Annotated in this window: 20 protein-coding genes and 1 riboswitch; of the genes, 10 read left to right on the forward strand and 10 right to left on the reverse strand. The window is 40.5% G+C overall.

All coding sequences use genetic code 11. The features are described from left to right. Positions 1-22: 22 nt before the first annotated feature. On the forward strand, positions 23-1,324 hold the full coding sequence (thrC, locus tag HMPREF0106_RS06655; RefSeq protein WP_009040628.1) for a threonine synthase: 1,302 nt from the start codon (positions 23-25) through the stop codon (positions 1,322-1,324). Between the two features lie 172 nt (positions 1,325-1,496). Here the strand turns inward: thrC and HMPREF0106_RS06650 are convergent, their stop codons facing one another. Genes HMPREF0106_RS06650 through HMPREF0106_RS06640 form a run of 3 tightly spaced genes read right to left on the reverse strand, consistent with a single transcriptional unit; the run spans position 1,497 to position 4,990 of the window. Further along, positions 1,497-2,123, reverse strand: coding sequence for a thiamine diphosphokinase (locus HMPREF0106_RS06650; protein WP_009040629.1), 627 nt, complete (start codon positions 2,121-2,123; stop codon positions 1,497-1,499). After that, on the reverse strand, positions 2,120-2,728 hold the full coding sequence (gene pnuC / locus HMPREF0106_RS06645; RefSeq protein WP_009040630.1) for a nicotinamide riboside transporter PnuC: 609 nt from the start codon (positions 2,726-2,728) through the stop codon (positions 2,120-2,122). Before pnuC ends, HMPREF0106_RS06650 begins: the two co-directional genes overlap by 4 nt. Before the next feature lie 12 nt (positions 2,729-2,740). Next, the gene (locus HMPREF0106_RS06640; RefSeq protein WP_009040631.1) at positions 2,741-4,990 is read right to left on the reverse strand and encodes a TonB-dependent receptor; all 2,250 of its coding nucleotides are present in this window, start codon (positions 4,988-4,990) and stop codon (positions 2,741-2,743) included. Then, a riboswitch (TPP riboswitch) is annotated at positions 4,991-5,087 on the reverse strand. Between the two features lie 129 nt (positions 5,088-5,216). On the opposite strand from HMPREF0106_RS06640, the gene HMPREF0106_RS06635 reads away from it, so the two are divergent. Continuing rightward, on the forward strand, positions 5,217-6,122 hold the full coding sequence (locus HMPREF0106_RS06635; RefSeq protein ID WP_008640739.1) for a mechanosensitive ion channel family protein: 906 nt from the start codon (positions 5,217-5,219) through the stop codon (positions 6,120-6,122). A 106-nt stretch (positions 6,123-6,228) separates the two neighbouring features. Here HMPREF0106_RS06635 and HMPREF0106_RS06630 read toward each other — a convergent pair whose 3' ends face one another. Together HMPREF0106_RS06630 and HMPREF0106_RS06625 are read right to left on the reverse strand one after the other, a co-directional pair. Further along, a complete protein-coding gene (locus HMPREF0106_RS06630) occupies positions 6,229-6,468 on the reverse strand; it encodes a hypothetical protein (RefSeq protein ID WP_004306417.1) in 240 nt (79 codons plus the stop codon). Between the two features lie 68 nt (positions 6,469-6,536). Further along, positions 6,537-7,823 carry an O-acetylhomoserine aminocarboxypropyltransferase/cysteine synthase family protein gene (locus HMPREF0106_RS06625; protein WP_008640740.1) on the reverse strand — a complete coding sequence of 429 codons (1,287 nt, stop codon included), beginning with the start codon at positions 7,821-7,823 and terminating at the stop codon, positions 6,537-6,539. Positions 7,824-8,000: 177 nt separating this feature from the next. On the opposite strand from HMPREF0106_RS06625, the gene HMPREF0106_RS06620 reads away from it, so the two are divergent. The 7 genes from HMPREF0106_RS06620 (at position 8,001) to HMPREF0106_RS06590 (ending at position 15,081) form a co-directional block, all read left to right on the forward strand. After that, on the forward strand, positions 8,001-8,471 hold the full coding sequence (locus HMPREF0106_RS06620; RefSeq protein WP_004315247.1) for an Lrp/AsnC family transcriptional regulator: 471 nt from the start codon (positions 8,001-8,003) through the stop codon (positions 8,469-8,471). Positions 8,472-8,686: 215 nt separating this feature from the next. Further along, entirely contained in the window at positions 8,687-9,313 is a 627-nt protein-coding gene (locus tag HMPREF0106_RS06615; RefSeq protein WP_008640741.1) for a CatB-related O-acetyltransferase, read from the forward strand. An 11-nt stretch (positions 9,314-9,324) separates the two neighbouring features. Beyond that, entirely contained in the window at positions 9,325-9,852 is a 528-nt protein-coding gene (locus HMPREF0106_RS06610) for a GNAT family N-acetyltransferase (protein ID WP_008640743.1), read from the forward strand. An 84-nt stretch (positions 9,853-9,936) separates the two neighbouring features. After that, positions 9,937-10,671, forward strand: coding sequence for an alpha/beta hydrolase (locus HMPREF0106_RS06605; RefSeq protein ID WP_008640745.1), 735 nt, complete (start codon positions 9,937-9,939; stop codon positions 10,669-10,671). Between the two features lie 93 nt (positions 10,672-10,764). After that, entirely contained in the window at positions 10,765-12,138 is a 1,374-nt protein-coding gene (locus tag HMPREF0106_RS06600; RefSeq protein ID WP_008640747.1) for an MATE family efflux transporter, read from the forward strand. A 98-nt stretch (positions 12,139-12,236) separates the two neighbouring features. After that, a complete protein-coding gene (locus HMPREF0106_RS06595) occupies positions 12,237-13,340 on the forward strand; it encodes a Fic family protein (RefSeq protein WP_008640748.1) in 1,104 nt (367 codons plus the stop codon). A 544-nt stretch (positions 13,341-13,884) separates the two neighbouring features. Then, entirely contained in the window at positions 13,885-15,081 is a 1,197-nt protein-coding gene (locus HMPREF0106_RS06590) for a PLP-dependent aminotransferase family protein (protein ID WP_009040633.1), read from the forward strand. Here HMPREF0106_RS06590 and HMPREF0106_RS06585 read toward each other — a convergent pair. The 4 genes from HMPREF0106_RS06585 to HMPREF0106_RS06570 all read right to left on the reverse strand — a co-directional run bounded on the left by HMPREF0106_RS06585 (position 15,073) and on the right by HMPREF0106_RS06570 (position 19,129). Then, positions 15,073-16,485, reverse strand: coding sequence for a PLP-dependent aminotransferase family protein (locus HMPREF0106_RS06585; RefSeq protein WP_008770674.1), 1,413 nt, complete (start codon positions 16,483-16,485; stop codon positions 15,073-15,075). The two genes, HMPREF0106_RS06590 and HMPREF0106_RS06585, sit on opposite strands and share 9 nt — an antisense overlap. Positions 16,486-17,083: 598 nt before the next feature. Beyond that, positions 17,084-17,554 (reverse strand): GyrI-like domain-containing protein, encoded by a 471-nt coding sequence (locus tag HMPREF0106_RS06580; RefSeq protein WP_009040634.1) that lies wholly within the window; start codon positions 17,552-17,554, stop codon positions 17,084-17,086. 31 nt (positions 17,555-17,585) lie between these two features. Next, positions 17,586-18,716: a GyrI-like domain-containing protein gene (locus HMPREF0106_RS06575; RefSeq protein WP_009040635.1), complete on the reverse strand. Its 1,131-nt coding sequence runs from the start codon at positions 18,714-18,716 to the stop codon at positions 17,586-17,588. After that, positions 18,713-19,129, reverse strand: a complete 417-nt coding sequence (locus HMPREF0106_RS06570) for a DUF3788 domain-containing protein (protein ID WP_009040636.1) — start codon at positions 19,127-19,129, stop codon at positions 18,713-18,715. The genes HMPREF0106_RS06575 and HMPREF0106_RS06570 overlap by 4 nt, the downstream gene beginning before the upstream one ends. Positions 19,130-19,327: 198 nt before the next feature. Here HMPREF0106_RS06570 and HMPREF0106_RS06565 point away from each other — a divergent pair, with 198 nt between their 5' ends. Further along, positions 19,328-19,948, forward strand: a complete 621-nt coding sequence (locus HMPREF0106_RS06565; RefSeq protein WP_009040637.1) for a hypothetical protein — start codon at positions 19,328-19,330, stop codon at positions 19,946-19,948. A 73-nt stretch (positions 19,949-20,021) separates the two neighbouring features. Here HMPREF0106_RS06565 and HMPREF0106_RS06560 read toward each other — a convergent pair whose 3' ends face one another. Then, positions 20,022-20,867 (reverse strand): hypothetical protein, encoded by an 846-nt coding sequence (locus HMPREF0106_RS06560; protein ID WP_009040638.1) that lies wholly within the window; start codon positions 20,865-20,867, stop codon positions 20,022-20,024. Positions 20,868-20,908 lie beyond the last annotated feature (41 nt).

The raw sequence follows: 20,908 nt of genomic DNA on the forward strand, positions 1-20,908 counted from the left end.
TGAGCACTAAAAATATCATTCCATGAAATATTATAGTACGAATAAACAAGCGCCGGTGGCTTCTTTACAGGAAGCAGTTGTAAAAGGTCTTGCAGCCGATAAAGGGTTGTTTATGCCTATGTCTATCAAGCCTCTTCCACAAGAGTTTTACGATACAATTGATACGTTGTCTTTTCAGGAAATAGCTTACCGTGTAGCCGATGCTTTCTTCGGTGAGGATATTCCTGCCGACACTCTGAAACAGATTGTATATGATACCTTAAGTTTTGATGTACCTTTGGTGAAAGTTGCGGATAACATCTACTCGCTCGAACTTTTCCACGGACCGACACTAGCCTTCAAAGATGTAGGCGGTCGTTTCATGGCGCGTCTGCTGGGATATTTCATTAAGAAGGAAGGACAAAAGAATGTAAATGTACTGGTAGCCACTTCCGGTGATACGGGAAGTGCTGTGGCTAACGGTTTTCTGGGTGTGGACGGTATTCATGTATATGTGCTCTATCCGAAAGGAAAAGTCAGCGAAATACAGGAAAAGCAATTCACTACACTGGGACAGAACATCACTGCGCTCGAAGTGGACGGAACGTTTGATGATTGCCAGGCATTGGTAAAAGCTGCTTTCATGGATAAGGAACTGAATGAACATCTATCATTGACTTCTGCCAATTCCATCAATGTAGCCCGTTTCCTGCCGCAAGCATTTTATTATTTCTATGCATATGCTCAACTGAAGCGTGCCGGAAAAGCAGATAACGCCGTCATCTGCGTACCTAGCGGAAACTTCGGAAACATCACTGCAGGATTGTTCGGAAAGAAAATGGGATTGCCTGTGAAGCGTTTTATTGCTGCCAACAACCGCAACGATATTTTCTATCAATATCTGCAAACAGGTAAATACAATCCCCGTCCGTCTATTGCAACAATCGCTAACGCCATGGACGTGGGAGATCCTAGCAACTTTGCCCGTGTACTTGATTTGTATAATGGTTCGCACGCTGCTATCTCTGCCGAAATTTCAGGAACAACTTATACCGATGAACAGATCCGTGAAACGGTGAAAGAAACTTGGAAAAAACATCATTATCTCCTCGATCCTCACGGAGCTTGCGGATACCGTGCATTGGTAGAAGGCTTGAAAGAAGGCGAAACGGGTGTATTCCTTGAAACGGCTCATCCGGCCAAGTTCCTTGAAACAGTGGAAAGCATTATCGGTGAATCAGTAGAGATACCTGCCAAATTGCAGGAATTTATGAAAGGCGAGAAGAAAAGTCTGCAAATGACGAAAGAATTTGTAGATTTCAAGAGCTATTTACTTTCATTATAGTCAGTCTTAATAGACTGTTACACAATGGTCTATGAAGCGTTATCAGTCTATTGAAATGAAAGAAAGATTCTCACCGCAATGAGAAAAAGTTCTCATTACTATGAGTATTTTTTCTCATCGCAGTGAGAATTTTTTCTCATAGTGATGAGAATGTTTGAGAATTAATATCGGTTTACATAGAAGCTAGAAACACTAAATACTCTCCCGTGCATTGAATGGTAAAACGATTGCTTGTAGCTTCATTAAGAGTTCCTTGCCACCAATTTGTAAAGTCGCTAAGCGGATAAACCAATCCTTCCCCTTTCAATCCTTTCGCTCCGAAATTGATAATGGAAATTTGTTGGCCTGTGTGAGACATAAAAGTCTGCGTGCCATTTGCGGGAATAAATACCCCGTAATCCGTAACAGTTCGTACTTCCATACCGCTTTTCATATAGTCCAGCAATAAACTGATATTTCCTAATGTGTGGTCTTCCCGTTTTCCGGTAGCACCGACGATGGCTATTCTCCGGTAGCCTTTTTCTTGCAGGAAGTGGACAGCCTTGGTTTGGTCGTTTGTTTCCTGATCGGCTATATGGTGAATAATGTCCGAAAAGCGTGTTTTGTTTTCCGGCGAAAGAGAATCTCCGTCGCCAATAATAATATCGGGAGTATGTCCACGTAAGATATATTCGTTGGCTGCTCCATCGCAACAAATCACGAATTTAGCCTCTTCCAGTATTTTCAGGGGAAGCACATGCGTAGGATATTCACCGTTGGCAAGTATGACGGCTTCGGGAGTATAGTGTTCACTTATCATTGTACGCTCATTATTTTTTTCCATTTAAAGTAGCCAAAGATAGCTATAATGGAGTAAAGTCCGTATAAAGCAGAAGTAAAATAAAGGTCTTTGTAGATATAAAGTCCGCAGCAGACAATATCCACAAGAATCCAGGCAAACCATTGCTCGACGTATTTACGCGCCAGCATCCACATGCCGACAATGCTCAATGCCGTGGTAAAACTATCCAGCCAGGGCACGTTGCTGTCCGTATATTCGATCAGTATCCATGCAATGCCGATAAATGCAACAATAAATACCAGAAAAAGAGGTAAGTAACATTTCCATGGAGTATGCACGATAGGAAGATCTTTGGGTTTGTCACCGGTTGAAGCATCTGCCGACTGTTGACCTTTCTTCTTTCTGTGTCCCCACATCCAAAAGAACCAACCGTAGATGGCAGCTATCAGATAGTAGATATTGATACCGAAATCGGCATACAGTCCTGCTTTGTAATATACGAAGATATAGATGGCAGGCATCACGATACCTGCTATCCAAAGGTAGATACTTGCCCGGTACTCCAACCAAAGGTAGACTAGCCCGACAATCGTACCGAATATTTCCAGAAAATTCAATTCCATAGCCCTGTGGTATTAAAAGCGGAAAGAAACATGTCCCATAACGTTTGTTCCTGCCTGCGCTGCATATCCGGCATAGTTTCCCCGATTCTCCACCGTATCGGTGTAGTCGCTCGAAGCCCAACCGTTGTTTTCATATTTTTCATTAAACAGATTGTACACAGTGAACCCTACCGTGACTTCTTTCAGCACCTTCTTGGGACGGAAGGAGTACGCCAGATTGAGGTTACTGACAAAATATTTATCAAGAGTCAATGCTTCTACTTCCGTATTTGTCATATACTGCTTGCTTACGAACTGCGATTGCAGAGCTGCTTCGAATCTCTTATAATTGAATGAGAAACGGTTATTAAATAGAAAGTCGGGTGAGAAAGCGATGTGAGTGTCTTTATGCTTGATCTGAACAGTCGGGAGGGAAGTAGAACTGCCATCTTCATTATAATGGTAGCCCGGCAGGCTTTCTACAAAATCCTGGATGCGGTTTTTGCTCCATGTAGCGTTTATATCCCATTGAAACCATTTACACGGTTTGATTCCCAGCATTAGCTCGACTCCCATACGATAACTGTCCGGCACGTTTTCGGTCAGTGCTTCACCGATGTCATTTAAAGCTCCGGTCAGAACCAGTTGGTCGGTGTAATCCATGTAGTAGAAGTTTGCACCTGCTGTCAGCCATTGGTTGGCGAAAGTATATCCCGCTTCATAGTCGAGTAATTTTTCTGCTTTGGGATACGAATCCGGATCGCCATCCGTATAATTGTTTCTGGTCGGTTCTTTTTGGGCTACCGAGAAAGAGGCATAAACGCGATGGTTGGACGTGATGTTCCAGTTTAATCCGACTTTCGGGTTAAAGAAATCGAACTTCTTGTCTACTGCCAGTGGACGCAGGGCATTTTTGCTCCAGTCATATTTATCATTGTTGCCGTCGATGGTATAGTCGATGTGTCGATACTGAAGATCGGCATACGCGCTTAACCCGCTGGTGAGATCGTAGTTTGCTTTCAGATAAATATTACCATCGCTCTTTTTGGATTTATTGCGGTAATATTCATGGTCGGGAGATAGAGTGCCCACATAATTCTTCACCCAGGGAACTCTTCCGAAGTTATTGCCCCGGTATTGATTCAAACCACCTCCTAGAGACGCATTCAGCCTGTTGACTGTATAATTGAGAGAAAAAACGCCGCCACCGAATTTGTTGTCCATCTTCTTCTGACGGACTAAATCACTTTTGGTTATTTCGGTTCCATCAATTGTGAATGGTTTCAGGCCATATTCTATAAGGGATCTGCCGTCTTTGTACTCTTCGTAATAGCCGTCACCTTTGGTATAATGTAAGGCAACGTTTAGGTTCCAAGCCGTTGAGAAAGTGTGATTGAAGAGAAGTTGATAATTCTTTTGCAGATAATTATCCGTTTGGTCGTCATAAAAATGCTTGTTGCCGTTGGCATCGGTGTACATCTCGCCACAGGGGTTGTAGCGTCTGCCGAAGTCCTCCATTTCCTTTTTGGTTGCGTATCCCCAGGCGTGATATGTCTTTTCTTTTCCGGCAAATGCAATCAGCTTCACAGATGTGTTTTCTGCAAAATAACCTCCTTGCAGATAGTAAGAATTTAGGTCTACCGAAGCGCGGTCTATGTATCCGTCCGTACCGATATTGGAAAGGCGGGCGTCAAACGTCCAATGATTATTGAGCAAACCGGTTCCCACTTTTACCGTTTCTTTGTGCGTGTTGAATGAACCGTATGAACCGTTGAATTCGGCATACGGCTTCATAGATGCACCTTCAGTCTGCATATTAACGCTGGCTCCGAAGGCACCTGCCCCGTTGGTAGACGTGCCTGCGCCGCGTTGCACTTGCATATCTTTTACGGAAGAAGAAAAGTCGGGCATATTTACCCAGAACAGATTATGGCTTTCGGCATCGTTCATCGGTATGCCGTTTACCGTGATGTTGATACGTGTACCGTCGGTTCCGCGTACGCGAAGAGTCGTGTAGCCGATACCTGCTCCTGCATCCGATGTGGTCAGTGTAGAAGGAGTCATGCTTAACAGATAAGGGATGTCCTGTCCGAAGTTAACCTTCTTCAATTCCGCTTTGCCTATATTGGTGAATGCCACGGGAGTTTTGGCGGTGGCACGCGTGGATACTACCTGCACTTCTTGCAGGTTTACTACTCTCATACTATCCTTTACACTCGTCTGTGCATGAACAGTGATGCCTACGCCCGATAAGGCGATGGCCATCCATACAATTTTTTTCATCTTGCTTACTAATTAGTTCTCTACGCCGGCATTACCCGGATCAGATTCTATGGGTATGTTCTCAGCCCGTCATGTTAAGGCACCCCTACCAGTGAATCGGTTACAAAAATACTGCTTTTGCAGGAGGAAAGCAAAAAAAACTTTTAGATTCACTAAAAACAATATAACTTTGTATTTTGTTAAAATAGCAATATAACTGTTTACTCATTTAATATACATTTTAATTATGCTACTATTATTACAAGCAACACAAGCTGCGGATTCTGTGCAAGTGGCCGCAGATGAATTAATGAAAGAAGCGATTGCCAATGCTGACGGATTGGACAAACTCTCGTTGATTACTCAACAACTGATAGACTTTGGTATTCGTGCCGGAGAACGTATACTGATTGCGGTCATTGTCTTTATCGTCGGACGTTTCCTTATCTCTATGCTTAATAAGTTTGTCGGGCGTTTGATGGATAAAAGAAAAGTGGATATAAGTATCAAGACTTTTGTAAAAAGCTTGGTGAATATTACGTTGACTGTACTGTTAATCATTTCTGTAGTAGGTGCTCTTGGAGTTGAAACAACTTCGTTTGCTGCTTTGTTGGCTTCTGCCGGTGTTGCTGTCGGTATGGCTTTATCCGGTAATTTACAGAATTTTGCGGGAGGTTTGATTGTGTTGTTGTTTAAGCCATATAAAGTGGGAGATTGGATAGAAAGTCAGGGAGTTTCTGGTACAGTGAAAGAAATACAGATTTTTCATACTATTTTGACTACTGCAGATAATAAAGTGATTTACGTGCCGAATGGTGCAATGAGTAGTGGAGTGGTAACTAACTATAGTAATCAGGTGACTCGTCGCGTGGAATGGATTGTTGGGGTAGATTATGGAGAAGATTATGAGAAAGTGCAGAAAATCGTTTATGATATTCTTGCTGTTGATCAACGTATCCTGAAAGAACCTGCTCCCTTTGTGGCTCTTCATGCGCTGGACGCCAGCAGTGTGAATGTAGTGGCACGTGTATGGGTAAATAGCGGAGATTACTGGGGTGTTTATTTCGATATAAATAAAGCGATTTACGAAACCTTCAATGAAAAAGGTATCAACTTCCCTTTCCCGCAACTTACAGTACATCAGGGAAATTAATTATGATACGCCGATTATTCCAAAAAAACGAGGGAGTTTCACATTGAGTGTAACTCCCTCGTTTTTGGATAAACTTGTCTGGTGTGATTGAATAAATTTCTTTCTTTTATTTAATGCCGAAATCTTCGGCTAGTTCATATCTATCTTCTTTGATCCCCAGTACATGATTGATTTTCCTTCTTTTCTCAAGATCTTTAAAGTAGTTTTCCACAACCTGATAGAGATCGAAGTTCGTAGTTGAGCCAGCGGCTAAATCGAGTGATTCCACCATCTTTTCTACAGCTTGATGGATTTTCTCTGCGTCTATCAGATGCAGTTCGTTGCTGTGTATTAAATATTTTTCCATGACTGCAATGTTTTTAATGTTATATAGGTATAACATCTTGCAGTCATGGAAAGTTCAATGATTGAATGTTAGATTTTGGCAAGTGCCTGATCCAAATCAGCAATTAGGTCATCGATATGTTCTGTTCCAATGGATAGACGTACGGTGCCCGGATAAATTTCCTGTTCGGCTAGCTCCTGTGCATTGAGCTGCGAATGGGTAGTGCTCGCCGGGTGGATCACCAATGATTTCACGTCAGCCACATTGGCTAGCAGGGAGAAAATTTCCAGACTGTCGATGAAACGGTGTGCCTCTTCTTGTCCGCCTTTTACCTCGAAAGTAAAGATAGAACCGGCACCGTTCGGGAAATAACGTTGATACAGTGCATGGTCGGGATGGTTGGATAATGACGGGTGATTCACTTTCTTCACTTTTGGATGATTGTTTAAGAAATTCACTACCTTCAATGCATTTTCTACATGACGCTCTACACGTAAGGAAAGAGTTTCCAGGCCTTGCAGCAGGATAAAAGCGTTGAATGGGCTGATGGTAGCTCCTGTGTCGCGCAGCAAAATGGCACGGATGCGGATTGCATAGGCAGCCGGACCGGCTGCATCGACGAAGCGTACGCCATGATAGCATGGATCAGGTTCGGTCAGTTGTGGGAATTTGCCGGAAGCTACCCAGTCGAATTTTCCTGAATCTACAATGACTCCTCCCAATGAGGAACCGTGTCCGCCAATGAACTTTGTTGCGGAATGTACTACGATATCTGCTCCGTGTTCGATGGGGCGGATTAAATACGGAGTTCCGAATGTGTTATCAATAATCAAAGGTATTTTGTGGCGATGGGCTATTTCTGCCACTGCTTCTATATCAATGATATTTGAATTCGGATTTCCCAGGGTTTCGATAAATACGGCTTTTGTATTTTCCTGAATAGCCTTTTCAAAGTTCGACAAATCGCTTGGGTCAACGAATGTTGTTGTGATGCCATAGCTGGGCAAGGTATGTGCCAGTAGGTTATAACTTCCTCCGTAAATAGTTTTGGCTGCTACAATATGATCGCCTGCACGAGTGATATTCTCAAAAGCATAAGTGATGGCAGCGGCACCCGAAGCGACTGCCAGCCCTGCTACTCCTCCTTCAAGAGCGGCTACGCGTTGTTCAAAGACTCCTTGAGTGGAGTTGGTCAGACGGCCGTAGATGTTTCCCGGGTCCTGCAGGCCGAAGCGTGCGGCTGCATGGGCGGAGTTGTGAAATACATAAGAGGTGGTCTGGTAAATAGGTACTGCGCGGGCATCTGTTGCCGGGTCTGCTTGTTCTTGTCCTACATGAATCTGTAAAGTCTCGAAGTGTAATTTCTTTGTTGCCATAATCGTATGTTTTTTAAGTTTATATTCTTTCTTTATTTTCTTGCAAAGTTATGAGATGTAGATATATCGAACAAGATATAGATGAAATATAGAAAATAATGCTATTTTTGTGCCTTTATATGGAATAATGTAACTGCGTTGTTCCTGAAAATCACCTTTTAGAAGAATATTTTTCTTATGGATACTTTTGATAAGCTGGATAAAGTAGATTTGCAAATACTCCGTACTTTGCAAGAGAATGCCCGATTGACAACGAAAGAGTTGGCCGCGCGGGTGAGTCTTTCTTCAACTCCTGTTTTTGAACGTCTTAAACGGTTGGAGAATGGAGGCTATATAAAAAAGTATATTGCCGTATTGGATGCGGAAAAACTGAATCAGGGATTTGTCGTGTTCTGCAGTGTGAAGCTTAGACGTCTGAATAGGGATATAGCGGCAGAGTTTACACGGATCATACAGGATATTCCTGAAGTAACCGAATGTTATAACATATCAGGAAGTTATGATTACCTGTTGAAGATTCATGCTCCCAACATGAAATACTATCAGGAGTTTATTCTGAATGTGTTGGGGACAATTGATAGTTTGGGATCACTGGAAAGTACATTTGTGATGGCAGAAGTGAAGCATCAATATGGGATACATATTTAGTCCTTTGTGTGATAGTCTGAAATTTATCTTGTATATTTGCTATGTAATATAAATCCTGTTTTGCTGACACAATGAAATGGCAACTTTGTAAATAGCTTCGCCCATATGGATTGTAACAATAGAGAGTTCTGCTGCTACAACTGTTTGTGATTTAACGTAAGTCACAAGTTATTTTTTTATTCTATTCAATAAACTATATAAAAGAAGCCATTACAATGAATTCGAACATATATCCTCGTTCTAATGATTTTCAGACTATTTACCTGAATACGGTGATTAAGAATCCTGCTATTATCGTAGGTGATTATACAATATACAATGACTTTGTAAATGATCCGGTTCTTTTTGAGAAGAACAATGTCTTATATCATTATCCGATTAATAAAGACCGTTTGATAATAGGAAAATTCTGCTCCATAGCCTGTGGAGCTAAGTTTCTTTTCAATAGTGCAAACCACACATTGAATTCTTTATCCAATTATACGTTTCCTATCTTTTTTGAGGAATGGAATTTAGATAAGAGAGATGTAACTTCTGCCTGGGATAATAAAGGGGATATAGTAATAGGTAATGATGTATGGATTGGATATGAAGCTGTTATTATGGCAGGAGTACATATCGGGAATGGAGCAGTCATTGCGTCGCGGGCAGTGGTTACTAAGGATGTTCCTCCTTATACAATAGTAGGCGGAACGCCAGCCAGGGAGATTCGGAAACGTTTTGATGAGCAAACGATTGCCCGATTGCAAGAATTGCAATGGTGGGATTGGAGCGTCGAAAAGATCTCCGAATGTATACCTTATATTACAGGTGGAAAGATAGAAGAACTGATGAAAAGATAAGCAATGCATATATGAAATTTATAATAGAACCCGGAACTTCTGCTGATATAGATGAATTGGAAAAGCTGTATAATGAACTGAATGATTACCTGGCAACTACGATTAATTATCCCGGATGGATAAAAGGTATCTATCCAATTCGGGAGGATGCAGTTGCCGGTGTGAATGATAACATGCTTTACGTAGCAAGAACCGATGGGAGAATTGCCGGTTCGGTCATCTTAAATCATCAGCCGGAAAAGGCTTATGAGAATGTCAGATGGAAAATGGAACTGGATTATAGCTGTATCTTTGTGATACATACTTTTGTTGTGCATCCTTCTTTTTTGAAAAAGGGAGTAGGGCATGCGTTGATGGATTATTCGTTGGAATTGGCTCAAAGGTCGGGAATAAAGTCTGTTCGGTTAGATGTTTATGAGAAAAATCTTCCTGCCATATCGTTATACGAAAAATGCGGTTTTGAATATGTTGATACCGTGGATTTAGGACTGGGACAGTACGGCTTGGATTGGTTCAGACTTTATGAGAGAATCATTTAATACTCCTTTTCCTGTGTAATACATTGCACCGTTATAATTCGGTTATTCTTAGATTTGTAGAATGATAATTATTACATCATAAACATGAAGAAATTGATTATTGTATTTGTTCTTTTGTTATCAACATTCTCTTGTTTTTCACAAACAGAATTTGCGACTTGCCTATTTGATGGAGCAAGAAACAGAGTTATCCCTATAGCTGTTTATCAGCCGCACAAAGTGAATTCGAAAACGAAAGTCGTTATATTCAATCATGGTTATGATGGAAATAAAAATAGTAAGTCTAACCAAACTTATGCCTATCTGACACGATTCCTTTCTCAAAAAGGATTTTATGTAATAAGCATACAACATGAATTGCCAAATGATCCACTCTTGGCTATGGAAGGTGATTTTATGCAGACCCGTATGCCAAACTGGGAAAGAGGAGTGGCAAATATCTATTTCACCATTCAGGAGTTTAAGAAGTTGAAACCACAATTAGACTGGGATAAACTTATACTGATAGGACACTCCAATGGTGGTGATATGACAATGTTGTTTGCTACTAAATATCCGCATTTAATAAACAAAGCCATATCTATGGATCATCGCAGAATGATTATGCCTAGAACGGAGAAGCCCCGGTTGTATACATTAAGAGGATGCGATTATGATGCGGATGCGGGAGTACTCCCCACAAAACAAGAACAGGAACAATTTCATATGAAAGTTGTGAAATTGGACGGAATAACGCATAGTAATATGGGAGAGAATGGAACGGAAGAGCAACACAGGCTTATTAATCAATCTATTTATGGATTTCTGACACAGGAATAACTGAAGTATTCTATTTATTTTATCCAACGGTTTTAAATCGGGAGCCTGTTTTTCTTATAACTTTGCAGCTGATTTTAGAAAAAGAAGTTTGGAATGATAAATAAGTATGAAGCACGGCTAGGTACAGAGCGTATGTTGCCGCTCGTTTTCAAAATGGCGCTTCCCGCAGTAGTTGCCCAATTCGTCAATTTGCTGTATAGCATGGTCGACCGTATCTATATCGGACATATTCCGGGTATTGGTACTGATGCGTTGGCTGGGGTAGGAGTGACGACTTCTCTTGTTATACTGATTTCTTCTTTCTCGGCGATTGTAGGAGGAGGGGGCGCGCCATTGGCAGCCATGGCACTGGGACAGGGCGATCGTCTGCGTGCCGGAAAAATTTTGGGGAATGGTTTTGTCTTATTAATACTATTCGCCCTGTTCACTTCGTTCATCGCATATACCTTTATGGAACCGATTTTGCTTTTTACGGGTGCTTCGGAAAATACGTTGGAATATGCGGTTGATTATCTTTCCATCTATTTATTAGGAACCGTTTTCGTTGAAATATCTACAGGATTGAATAGCTTTATTAATGCACAGGGACGGCCGGCTATTGCCATGTACTCTGTCTTGATCGGTGCCTTATTGAATATTATTCTTGATCCTATTTTTATTTTCTGGTTTGATATGGGAGTGAAAGGAGCTGCTTTGGCTACCGTATTGTCTCAAGCATGTAGTGCGGCGTGGGTATTGAGTTTTCTCTTTTCCCGTCGTGCTTCCTTACCTTTGGAAAAGCGTAATATGCGGTTGAGCCGGAAGATTGTATTCGCCATGTTAGCTTTGGGAATATCTCCATTTATAATGGCAAGTACGGAGAGCCTGGTTGGTTTTGTATTGAATAGTAGTCTGAAAAATTTTGGAGATATTTATGTCAGCGCATTAACTATCTTGCAAAGTGCGATGCAGTTTGCAAGTGTTCCGTTAACCGGTTTTGCGCTGGGATTTGTTCCGATTATCAGTTATAATTATGGTCATGGTGATAAACAACGTGTGAAAGACTGTTTCCGTATTGTGATGATAACCATGTTTTCATTTAACCTGTTATTGATGCTGCTTATGATCTTGTTTCCTACGATTGTTGCATCTGCTTTTACTAGTGATGAAAAATTGATAGAAACAGTCCGTTGGACAATGCCTGTTTTCTTGGGCGGTATGACTATCTTCGGATTACAGCGAGCCTGCCAAAATATGTTTGTAGCATTAGGTCAGGCTAAGATTTCTATTTTTATTGCTTTGTTACGTAAAGTGATTCTACTGATTCCATTAGCATTGATATTACCACATTATATGGGAGTAACCGGTGTATATGCAGCTGAAGCAATATCTGATGCGACAGCGGCAATTTGCTGTACTTTGTTGTTCTTTTGGCAGTTCCCCAAGATTCTGGGGAAAATACAGGGGAATATTTTGCGTACAGATTAGAAACAGTCAATGTACAAAGCATTGGCTATTTTTTGATTGATAATTAGAATAAAATGCGGAGAATAATCGCTATATTTACCGCAAAATATACGGAGAATATGAAATCAATCTATATCTGGCAACAAACTGATTGGCCTGATTTTACTTGGGATGATGCAAAACTATCTTATAAATTAGGTAGAGTCAGGGGCTTGCAAGGTAGACTTGTAGGGCGAATGAGTGCACTTGGTTTTGATTTGAAGAATAGTGCTATGCTTGATGCGCTGACAGCAGATATTACAAAGTCATCGGAAATAGAAGGAGAAATATTGAATGTTGATCAGGTGCGTTCTTCTGTGGCTCGTCATTTGGGCATAGAAATAGAAGGATTACCCGAAGCAGACCGCTATATAGATGGAGTGGTGCAAGTAATGATAGATGCTACTCAAAACTACATGCAACCATTGACGGCTGAACGCTTTTTTAATTGGCATGCTGCATTGTTTCCTACAGGACGAAGTGGGGTATATAAAATAACGGTTGCCGATTGGCGGCAAGGTGCAGAGCCAATGCAAGTCATATCAGGAGCTATGGGAAAAGAGAAAATACATTATCAGGCTCCTGATTCGGATCATGTTCCTTACCAGATGAAACTGTTTTTAGAGTGGGTAAATGGTAATCAGAAGATAGATCCTGTTCTGAAAGCTGCGATTGCTCACTTATGGTTTGTGACTATTCACCCTTTTGATGATGGGAATGGACGTATATCCCGAACGATCACTGATTTGTTTTTAGCTCGTGCAGATGAAATGCCACACCGTTTTTATAGTATGTCTGCCGAAATACGCAAGCAGCGTAAGGGGTATTATGAGATGCTGGAGAAAACACAAAAAGGTAGTTTGGATATAACAAATTGGCTTGAATGGTTTCTTGACTGTCTGGAAGCTGCATTACTTGATACAGAGAAATCAATCAGCACGATTTTGCAGAAAGCAGCTTTCTGGGATAAGTATCGGTTGGTTTCGATGAATGAACGGCAGATTAAAATGGTGAATTTGTTTTGGGATGGTTTTGATGGCAAATTGACCTCTTCCAAATGGGCGAAGATAACCAAATGCTCTCCTGACACTGCATTGCGTGATATACAAGATTTAATAACTAAAGGTGTATTTCGTAAAACAGACGAGGGAGGGCGGAGTACTAATTATGAATTGGTTTTATAATTTGGCGGTAATTATTAATGGTTATCATCGCGATAAATACGTATAATAATGGCACTTATATACGACCCGACACCGATCAGTTAGGTCATAACAAAAAGTAATTATACAAGAGATTTGTAGCCATCAACAAACGGATGCAAGAGATTGGAGTGGAAAAATATTATGAGGAAGTAAAAGACCTGCCTCGTTATTAGCTCATTACTAGCTTTCTTTGTTTCATTCCAGTTCCTGTGCATAAATGTTGATGGCACGTAATGCCTTTGAGATTTCAGTCGGGGTGATGCCCTGACATTCTATTCTTAATACTTTTTCCCAGTCCTCCATATCTACATTCCATTTAACAAGGTTCCGTATAGGATTATTCGACGAATGCCCTGATTACTCATGACGAAATAAGTAATCGGGGAGATTAACTTCATATACTTATCCTTTGAAAAGTCAGTCATCTGTACCTGTCAATATATAAAAAAGTGTATCTGTTCTCGTCTTTCTTTTTTGATTTACTTTGCAGTGTTGTTTTAATCTCCTAATATACTTAAAGGTTATGAAGTTGAATTTTGCTAAAAGAATGTCTTATATAAAGGCTTCGGAAATAAGAGAAATATTAAAAGTTACCGAACAGGAAGATGTGATTTCGTTTGCAGGTGGTCTGCCTGCTCCAGAACTTTTTCCGATAGATGAAATCAATGAGATCAATCAGATCGTATTGAAAGAGGCAGGTACAAAAGCGCTCCAATATACTACAACAGAAGGTTATGCTCCTTTGCGCGAATGGATTGCCAACCGGATGAACGAACGTTTGGGCACGGCTTTCGATAAAGATAATATTCTGATTACCCACGGCTCACAACAGGGATTGGACTTATCCGGAAAAGTTTTTCTGGACCAGGGAGATATCGTACTTTGCGAAAGCCCAACATATTTGGCTGCAATCAGCGCGTTCAAAGCGTATGGATGTAGCTTTATTGAAATTCCCACGGATGGGGACGGTATGATGATGGATGTTTTGGAAGAAATTTTGAGCAATACTCCTCATATAAAGCTGATATATGCAATACCTACTTTTCAGAATCCTACAGGAAAGACGTGGAGTCTGGAAAGACGCAGGAAATTGGCTGAATTATCAGCAAAATACGGTGTTGCGGTTATTGAAGACAATCCGTATGGTGAGTTAAGGTTTGGAGGAGAATCTTTGCCATCTATAAAGTCTTTTGATGAGGCTGGAAATATCCTGTGTACAGGTAGTTTCTCGAAAATATTCTGTCCCGGTTTCCGGATTGGCTGGATTGCGGGGGATAAAGAGATTATCCGCAAATATGTATTGGTTAAACAAGGCACGGATTTGCAATGCAACACTATTGCCCAAATGACCATTGCCGAATACCTGAAGCGCTATGACATTGATAAACATATTGCCAAAATAGTGGAAGTATACAGAAAACGCAGGAATGTAGCGATTGAAAGTATAGAACGTTATTTCCCTGATACTATAAAGTTTACTCGTCCCGAAGGCGGATTATTTACATGGATAGAGCTTCCCGAAGGGATTTCGGCACGTGATGTTTTAGTCAGAAGCCTGGAGAAAAAGATTGCTTTTGTTCCGGGAGGCTCCTTTTATCCGAACGGAAACAAGGAAAATACGCTTCGTATCAACTACTCTAATATGCCCGAAGACAAAATAGAGAAAGGACTTAAAACCCTCGGCGAAGTGGTAAAAGAGTATATCAGTCAATCAGAATGATTCTTTGATAATGTTTCCCAAAACCTGCAGGCGTTCTTCAATGAAAGCACTCCATTGCTGACCGAAACTCAAGCGCATACAGTTTCTGTACTGGTCGTGCAGAGTAAACATGCGTCCGGGAGCAATGCTGATCTTATGTTGCATCGCTTTGTAATATAGCTCCGTGGTATCAATCTTTTTATTCAGTTCCACCCAAAGCATAAAACCTCCTTGTGGAGTGATGATTTTAGTGTCTTCGGGAAAATAGTCGGTAATAGCTTGTGCCAAATGAAGACTATTGGAATGTAGCTCATGGCGCAACTTGCGTAAATGATTCTCATACCTGCCGTTCTCCATGAAGTTGGCAATGGCTTCTTGGTTGAGGGTAGGAGTGGATATTAAATGAATATGTTTCTGACGAATAATAGCATCCTTAAACTTACCGGGGGCAATCCAGCCTACCCGATAACCGGGAGCTAACGTCTTTGATACAGAACCACACCATAACACAAGTCCCTTTTCATCGAAAGCTTTGCATGGCTTAGGGCGTGAATGTCCGAAGAATACATCGCCGTATAAATCATCTTCAATCAGAGGAATATTGTGTTCCGCCAACATCTGTACTATCTCTTTCTTATGTTCATCGGGCATGCAACTCCCAAGCGGATTACTGAAATTACTGATAAGCAGGCATAGATTGATCTGCGGCAATACTTTTCTTAAAGCATCGGGTTCGATGCCTGTTACAGGATTGGTCGGCAGTTCCAGCACATGAAGCTCCATACTGTTGGCCAACTGTAATATCCCGAAATAAACAGGACTTTCAACAGCTATCGTGTCTCCTCTTTGAGCAATAACAGATAATGCTAAAGAGATGGAATTGGTTACTCCTGTGGTAGTAACAATATCATCTTCGGTCAGATTTCCATTCCAGCTATACGCAAAACGGGCAATATAGTTTCTCAAACGAATGTTTCCTTGAGGGTCTTCATACCTAGTGCCGTTCCCCGGAAGTGAATACATGGCCTTGGTCAGTTCTTTATTGAGTTTGGCAATAGGCAATAAAACATCTTCCGGTATTCCCAGCGAAAAACGGGTGATAGACGAATCTTCGATGGAATGATATACTTCCATGATTAAGTCTGCTTCTTCCTTTCCCGGAGATTGAGCGGAAGGCTGCGTTGTTGCCGGCGCAGACAAATTTAGTGGCTTATAATTGACAATGTACCCTGATTTGGGGCGGGAAATGATGAATCCTTCCTTTTCCAGTTCATAATATACCTGAATGGCTGTATTTAAACTTACGCCATATTCATTGCTGATAGTACGTAAAGAAGGTAATTTCTCGCCTGCTTTCCATATACCTGTTTTTATTTGCCAGGCGATAGTGCCGGCTATCTTTTGATATAGGATTTCTCTTTTCATGTTTATTCTGTACTTGGCAAAGATACAAAAATGATGTCTGTATCTGTTGTTGTTTGATTGCAAATAATTCATTCAGTCATTTTTTATAATTGCTTGCTATTCAGTTATAAATTTATTCCATATCATTATATTTTAGACATGACAAGATTATCATTGAAATATATTTCAACATATACATTCCTACGATAGAAGCGTCAAAAATAAAAGAGACGAACAATTTTCTTAATTTAAGTTTAGGACTTCAACAGTCGATTCGTTTCTCGGTGAGAAACACTTCGTTTCTCGGTGTCGAAAAGGTTGTTTCTCGGTGAGAAACGGGTCATTGGTTTTAAAGGAAAAGCCCGAATAGTAACCGCCTGGATAACAGTGTTTTACAAAATAACGTTATCTATCAGAAATACATAGGAGTTTTATTGACATTTTTTTTGCAACACCGTTTATTTCTATTGCATCTATTACTGTAATAATATTTACATTAGAACTAAAATATGGCATTTATAAAAGAATCTGTTTCATTCCTTTCCGTACCGTTTTGAATCAAATAACAATAATTGGAGCTTGGGAAGAATCTACATGATGAAGTAGATGAAATCAACATTTATAATAGTGGCATTTCTATTCTCGTCACCTGTTCTTCTTCGGGTACATTGGGATTGCTGTAATAATATTCAATGGATGTTCCCGAAAGTTTGTAACCGTTGGTTTTTATCCATTCCATCATTTCGTTGTACAGGACAGCCAATTCACTGTAAGTTCCTCTATGTAGACAGGAAACTATTTTTCTTTCCGGTATCGTTATGGAGCGTATATCCCCTTCACCCTGTAATTCTTTGGATGACTTTAGACCAATAATCATTTTGATATTGTGTTCCGTCAGACTTTCAAAGTTGGGATATTCAACGTAGGGGATGTCGGTAGTGACTTCACCCTGTTCCTTAAATAAAGAGTCTATTTTTACAAAGTTCTTCCCGATAGCTTCCGACATTCCGTTCATATCTGTTTGTACTTCAACAGCCAAAGCGGATTGTTCCGGTTGCTTCAATAGCATGATTTCTGAAATTTTTCCCATAATACATTGTTTTTAGAGGGTTGATAATTAATTATTTCTTGATGACCGGAATATAGATGTCGGTAATTAGTTCTGTTCTAAGGGTGGAGGCAGGGCGGTTCATATACATTTCAAAGCTAAAGGTGCTTTGAGGACGATATTTACTTTCCGGGAACCACTCTTCATAAATAGTCCGGTAGAATTTATGCAATAAAGAGTAGTCACCGATATGCCTGAATATAGCATAACGACCACCGGGAACTTCCATTACTCCCGGCTGGGAATCATTTTCTTTGTTATCGATTATGACCCCGAGATAGAAGCGACATTTATCTATTGGGGTGATGGCCGGGTCGTCCATACTAAGGCTGACAAACTTATCATTCGACTTTTCTTCATTGCGCTGCCTAGCATAGTTGGTGAGCCTGTCCCATATTAATTTGTATCGGAGTTCATCCTTATACTTTTCACCCACCTCGATACAAAATACTTTTATCGGCAGAATCGACCGGATTTCAGGAGTGATAACCGCATGCTGTTCGTCATACATCGGCTTATACTTCTCCCTATATTGAGAAGTTGACACGCCAAAATGTTTTTTGAAGGCTTTTGCCAGACTGAATTTAGTTTGATAGTTTGTCTGCTCTGAAATCTGATTTAATGTAAAGTCGGTGGATACTAACAGATGTGCTATATGTTCGAGGCGCAAACGTTGTATGTAGCTTCCGATATTTTCTCCGGCAACGGTTTGAAACACTCTTCTGAAGTGATATTTGGAAAGTCCGCTTATCGTACTAAGTATGTCTGCATCTAAACTATCGAATAAATGATTATTGATATAAACGATTATATCCTGAATCTTTTGGTGATGGATATTACTGGTTTCTAACTTCTGTTTCCATCGGTTCAGTTTGGGTAACCGTTCGTTGAGTATTCGCCTAAGTTCCTCCGGCGAATAAGCGGTATCTGCATATTCATTGTACTTATCAGTGTATTTTATCCAGATATTAATCATTTCCGACATCGGAATGTCGACGATATATTTTCCATCTTTCAGGCAGTAGTAGCAATATTCGTCACTTCGGGAACCGTCGGAGTTAGTACCCAGATATTTCTCTATATCAAAGCGGAGAGGCATCCCGCAACTTTGACAATACCTTTTATTTATATCTGATTCAATCATCGGTTGGGTTTTCGTTTGATGGATAGCAGCCGCTCCATATCATTAAATAAGCAAGTGTCTTTCAATTCGAACATAAGCCACTTTCCATCGTGGAAAGTAGTCGTCTCATCGTATACCTTTTGAGTTTCATTGGAAAAGACCTCTCGCAGAGATTCAAATTTGGCACGCTCATCTTTACCTAAAATGACCATGAAGCCAATCGTTTGTTCTTTGGCGTATAGGGCACACAGCGTTTTTCCGCCTTTGCGATATTTATATTCGTATGTCCATTTTTTTCCTCCATGGTTCCATAGTTGTTCCATATTGTACTTTTGCTCGATAAGCTGGCAAAGTGAAGTCCATATATCATAAAGTTCCTTACCTATCAAGGCTTCCAGTGCTTCGGGAGTGGGAATCTGCAAAGTTTCTTTCATGGTATTCTGTATTTACTTTTGATTATCCATATCACAAAGGTAGGCTGATTTTCTAATAGATCGTTGTCCAATATAGGCATTTTGTGTGTAGCTGGTGAACAATCTGCCCGGAAATTAATTTATTTTGTAAAAGCGAAATATTGGCAGTATAACCTTTATCTTTGCATTAATTTAAAAACAAAGCCCCAATTAAAGAAAATGAAAACAATATTATTAGCAGTAGGTACGCTCTGCCTCATGGCAGGTTGCTCGTCAAAAGTGGCAAGCTCAAAAGGAATCGTTAGTGATGCAACCATGAATACGGTAACGATTGTTACTGATAAGAATGATACCCTTTCGTTCAGTACGATGGATGCAAATAAAGATGAAGTCAACGGTTTGCTTCTGAATGATACGCTGGAAGTGTTCTATACCGGAAAATATACACCGGGAATGCCGGCTTCTAAATTAGTTCAGTATCCGCAATCTCCGATTGTGGGAGGTGATCGGGATGGACATGGCTGTATCGGTTCTGCCGGATATGTATGGTGTGAAGTGCAAAAAGACTGTATCCGCTTGTTTGAGAAAGGAATCCGCACGGAATCGGTGGACGATAGCAATGCTTCTGCCTTTATTGTATTTAGTCCTGACTCTACGCAACTGGAACTTTTCTTTTCCAATAATCAACCCAATGAAATATTGGAGAGACGTGGCCTGCCTTCAGGAGGTTATGCATGGAACGTGGAAGATGACGATACGAAAAATGTACGGCTAATAGATGGCTTGTGGACAATCAGCCAAAGAAATAAGTTAATTTATAGCCAAAAGGCCGGAAACTGATTTTAAAAGCTCCGGCTTTCTGACGATCTGTTTGTAGAGTAATGTTCTAGGTAATTAAATTAATAAGTGGATATCAAAGATGCTGAATATATAAACTTCCATCATAATCTTTGTATTTAGCATCTTTGTATATATCAACCAGTTTGTTACTGTAATCAAGAATGGTATCTTTGGAGATTTGTGATAAATTTGTAGCCAAAATACCACTTCCCAAAATGCCCGGATTACATAATATACTGTCTTTTCTTATTGAATTCATGGTAAGCTCTACACCTATGTAATCCTTGATACCTGCCTTTTCCAGACTGGATACAATATAGTTGTCCAAAGATGCTTTATCATCTCCGGTCATGAATCCATACCATAATAAACACTTCATGCCTAGTTGGGTCGCTTGTATCAGAACATCAAGATAAGTTACTCCTGAATCCCCTTTCTTGTCTATCTCGTAAGGATCGATATGAATGAAAGAGGATGAAGGAAGTGAAGGCAATAGCTCTATGGTACCTCTCGAAGAGTCGGCATGATGCATCTCTACAGATGCACTTAATCCGACTTGTTTGGCATAGGTACCCACATTTTCCAACGCACTCTTTTCTAAATCAAAGAATACAAACCTTTTTGCTTGCTTCCCTAATACATTCATTGCCAGGGCAGGAGAACCCAGATAATTTCCTTTTGCCATTTCTGTGCTTTCCAGTTGGTAATAAATGGAAGCTTTTAGAGATTTGTCATCATCTGCTTTCTCCAGGAAATGATAGATACCATATTGCTGCTCCGGAGTTTGCGTCATGAAGTAGATGGCACATGCGGAATTGGTTTCTACATATACTTGTGGGGCTTCATTTCTAAGAACTTCACAGAGTATCAGATGTTTCAGTACATCGGGTTGTTTTGCGAAATGAGTGTAAGTTGCCATGTGGGTACATCTTAATATTTATAGAACATAAAAGAACTGCA

The organism is Bacteroides sp. D22 (genome assembly GCF_000163675.1).
Classification (GTDB): domain Bacteria; phylum Bacteroidota; class Bacteroidia; order Bacteroidales; family Bacteroidaceae; genus Bacteroides; species Bacteroides xylanisolvens.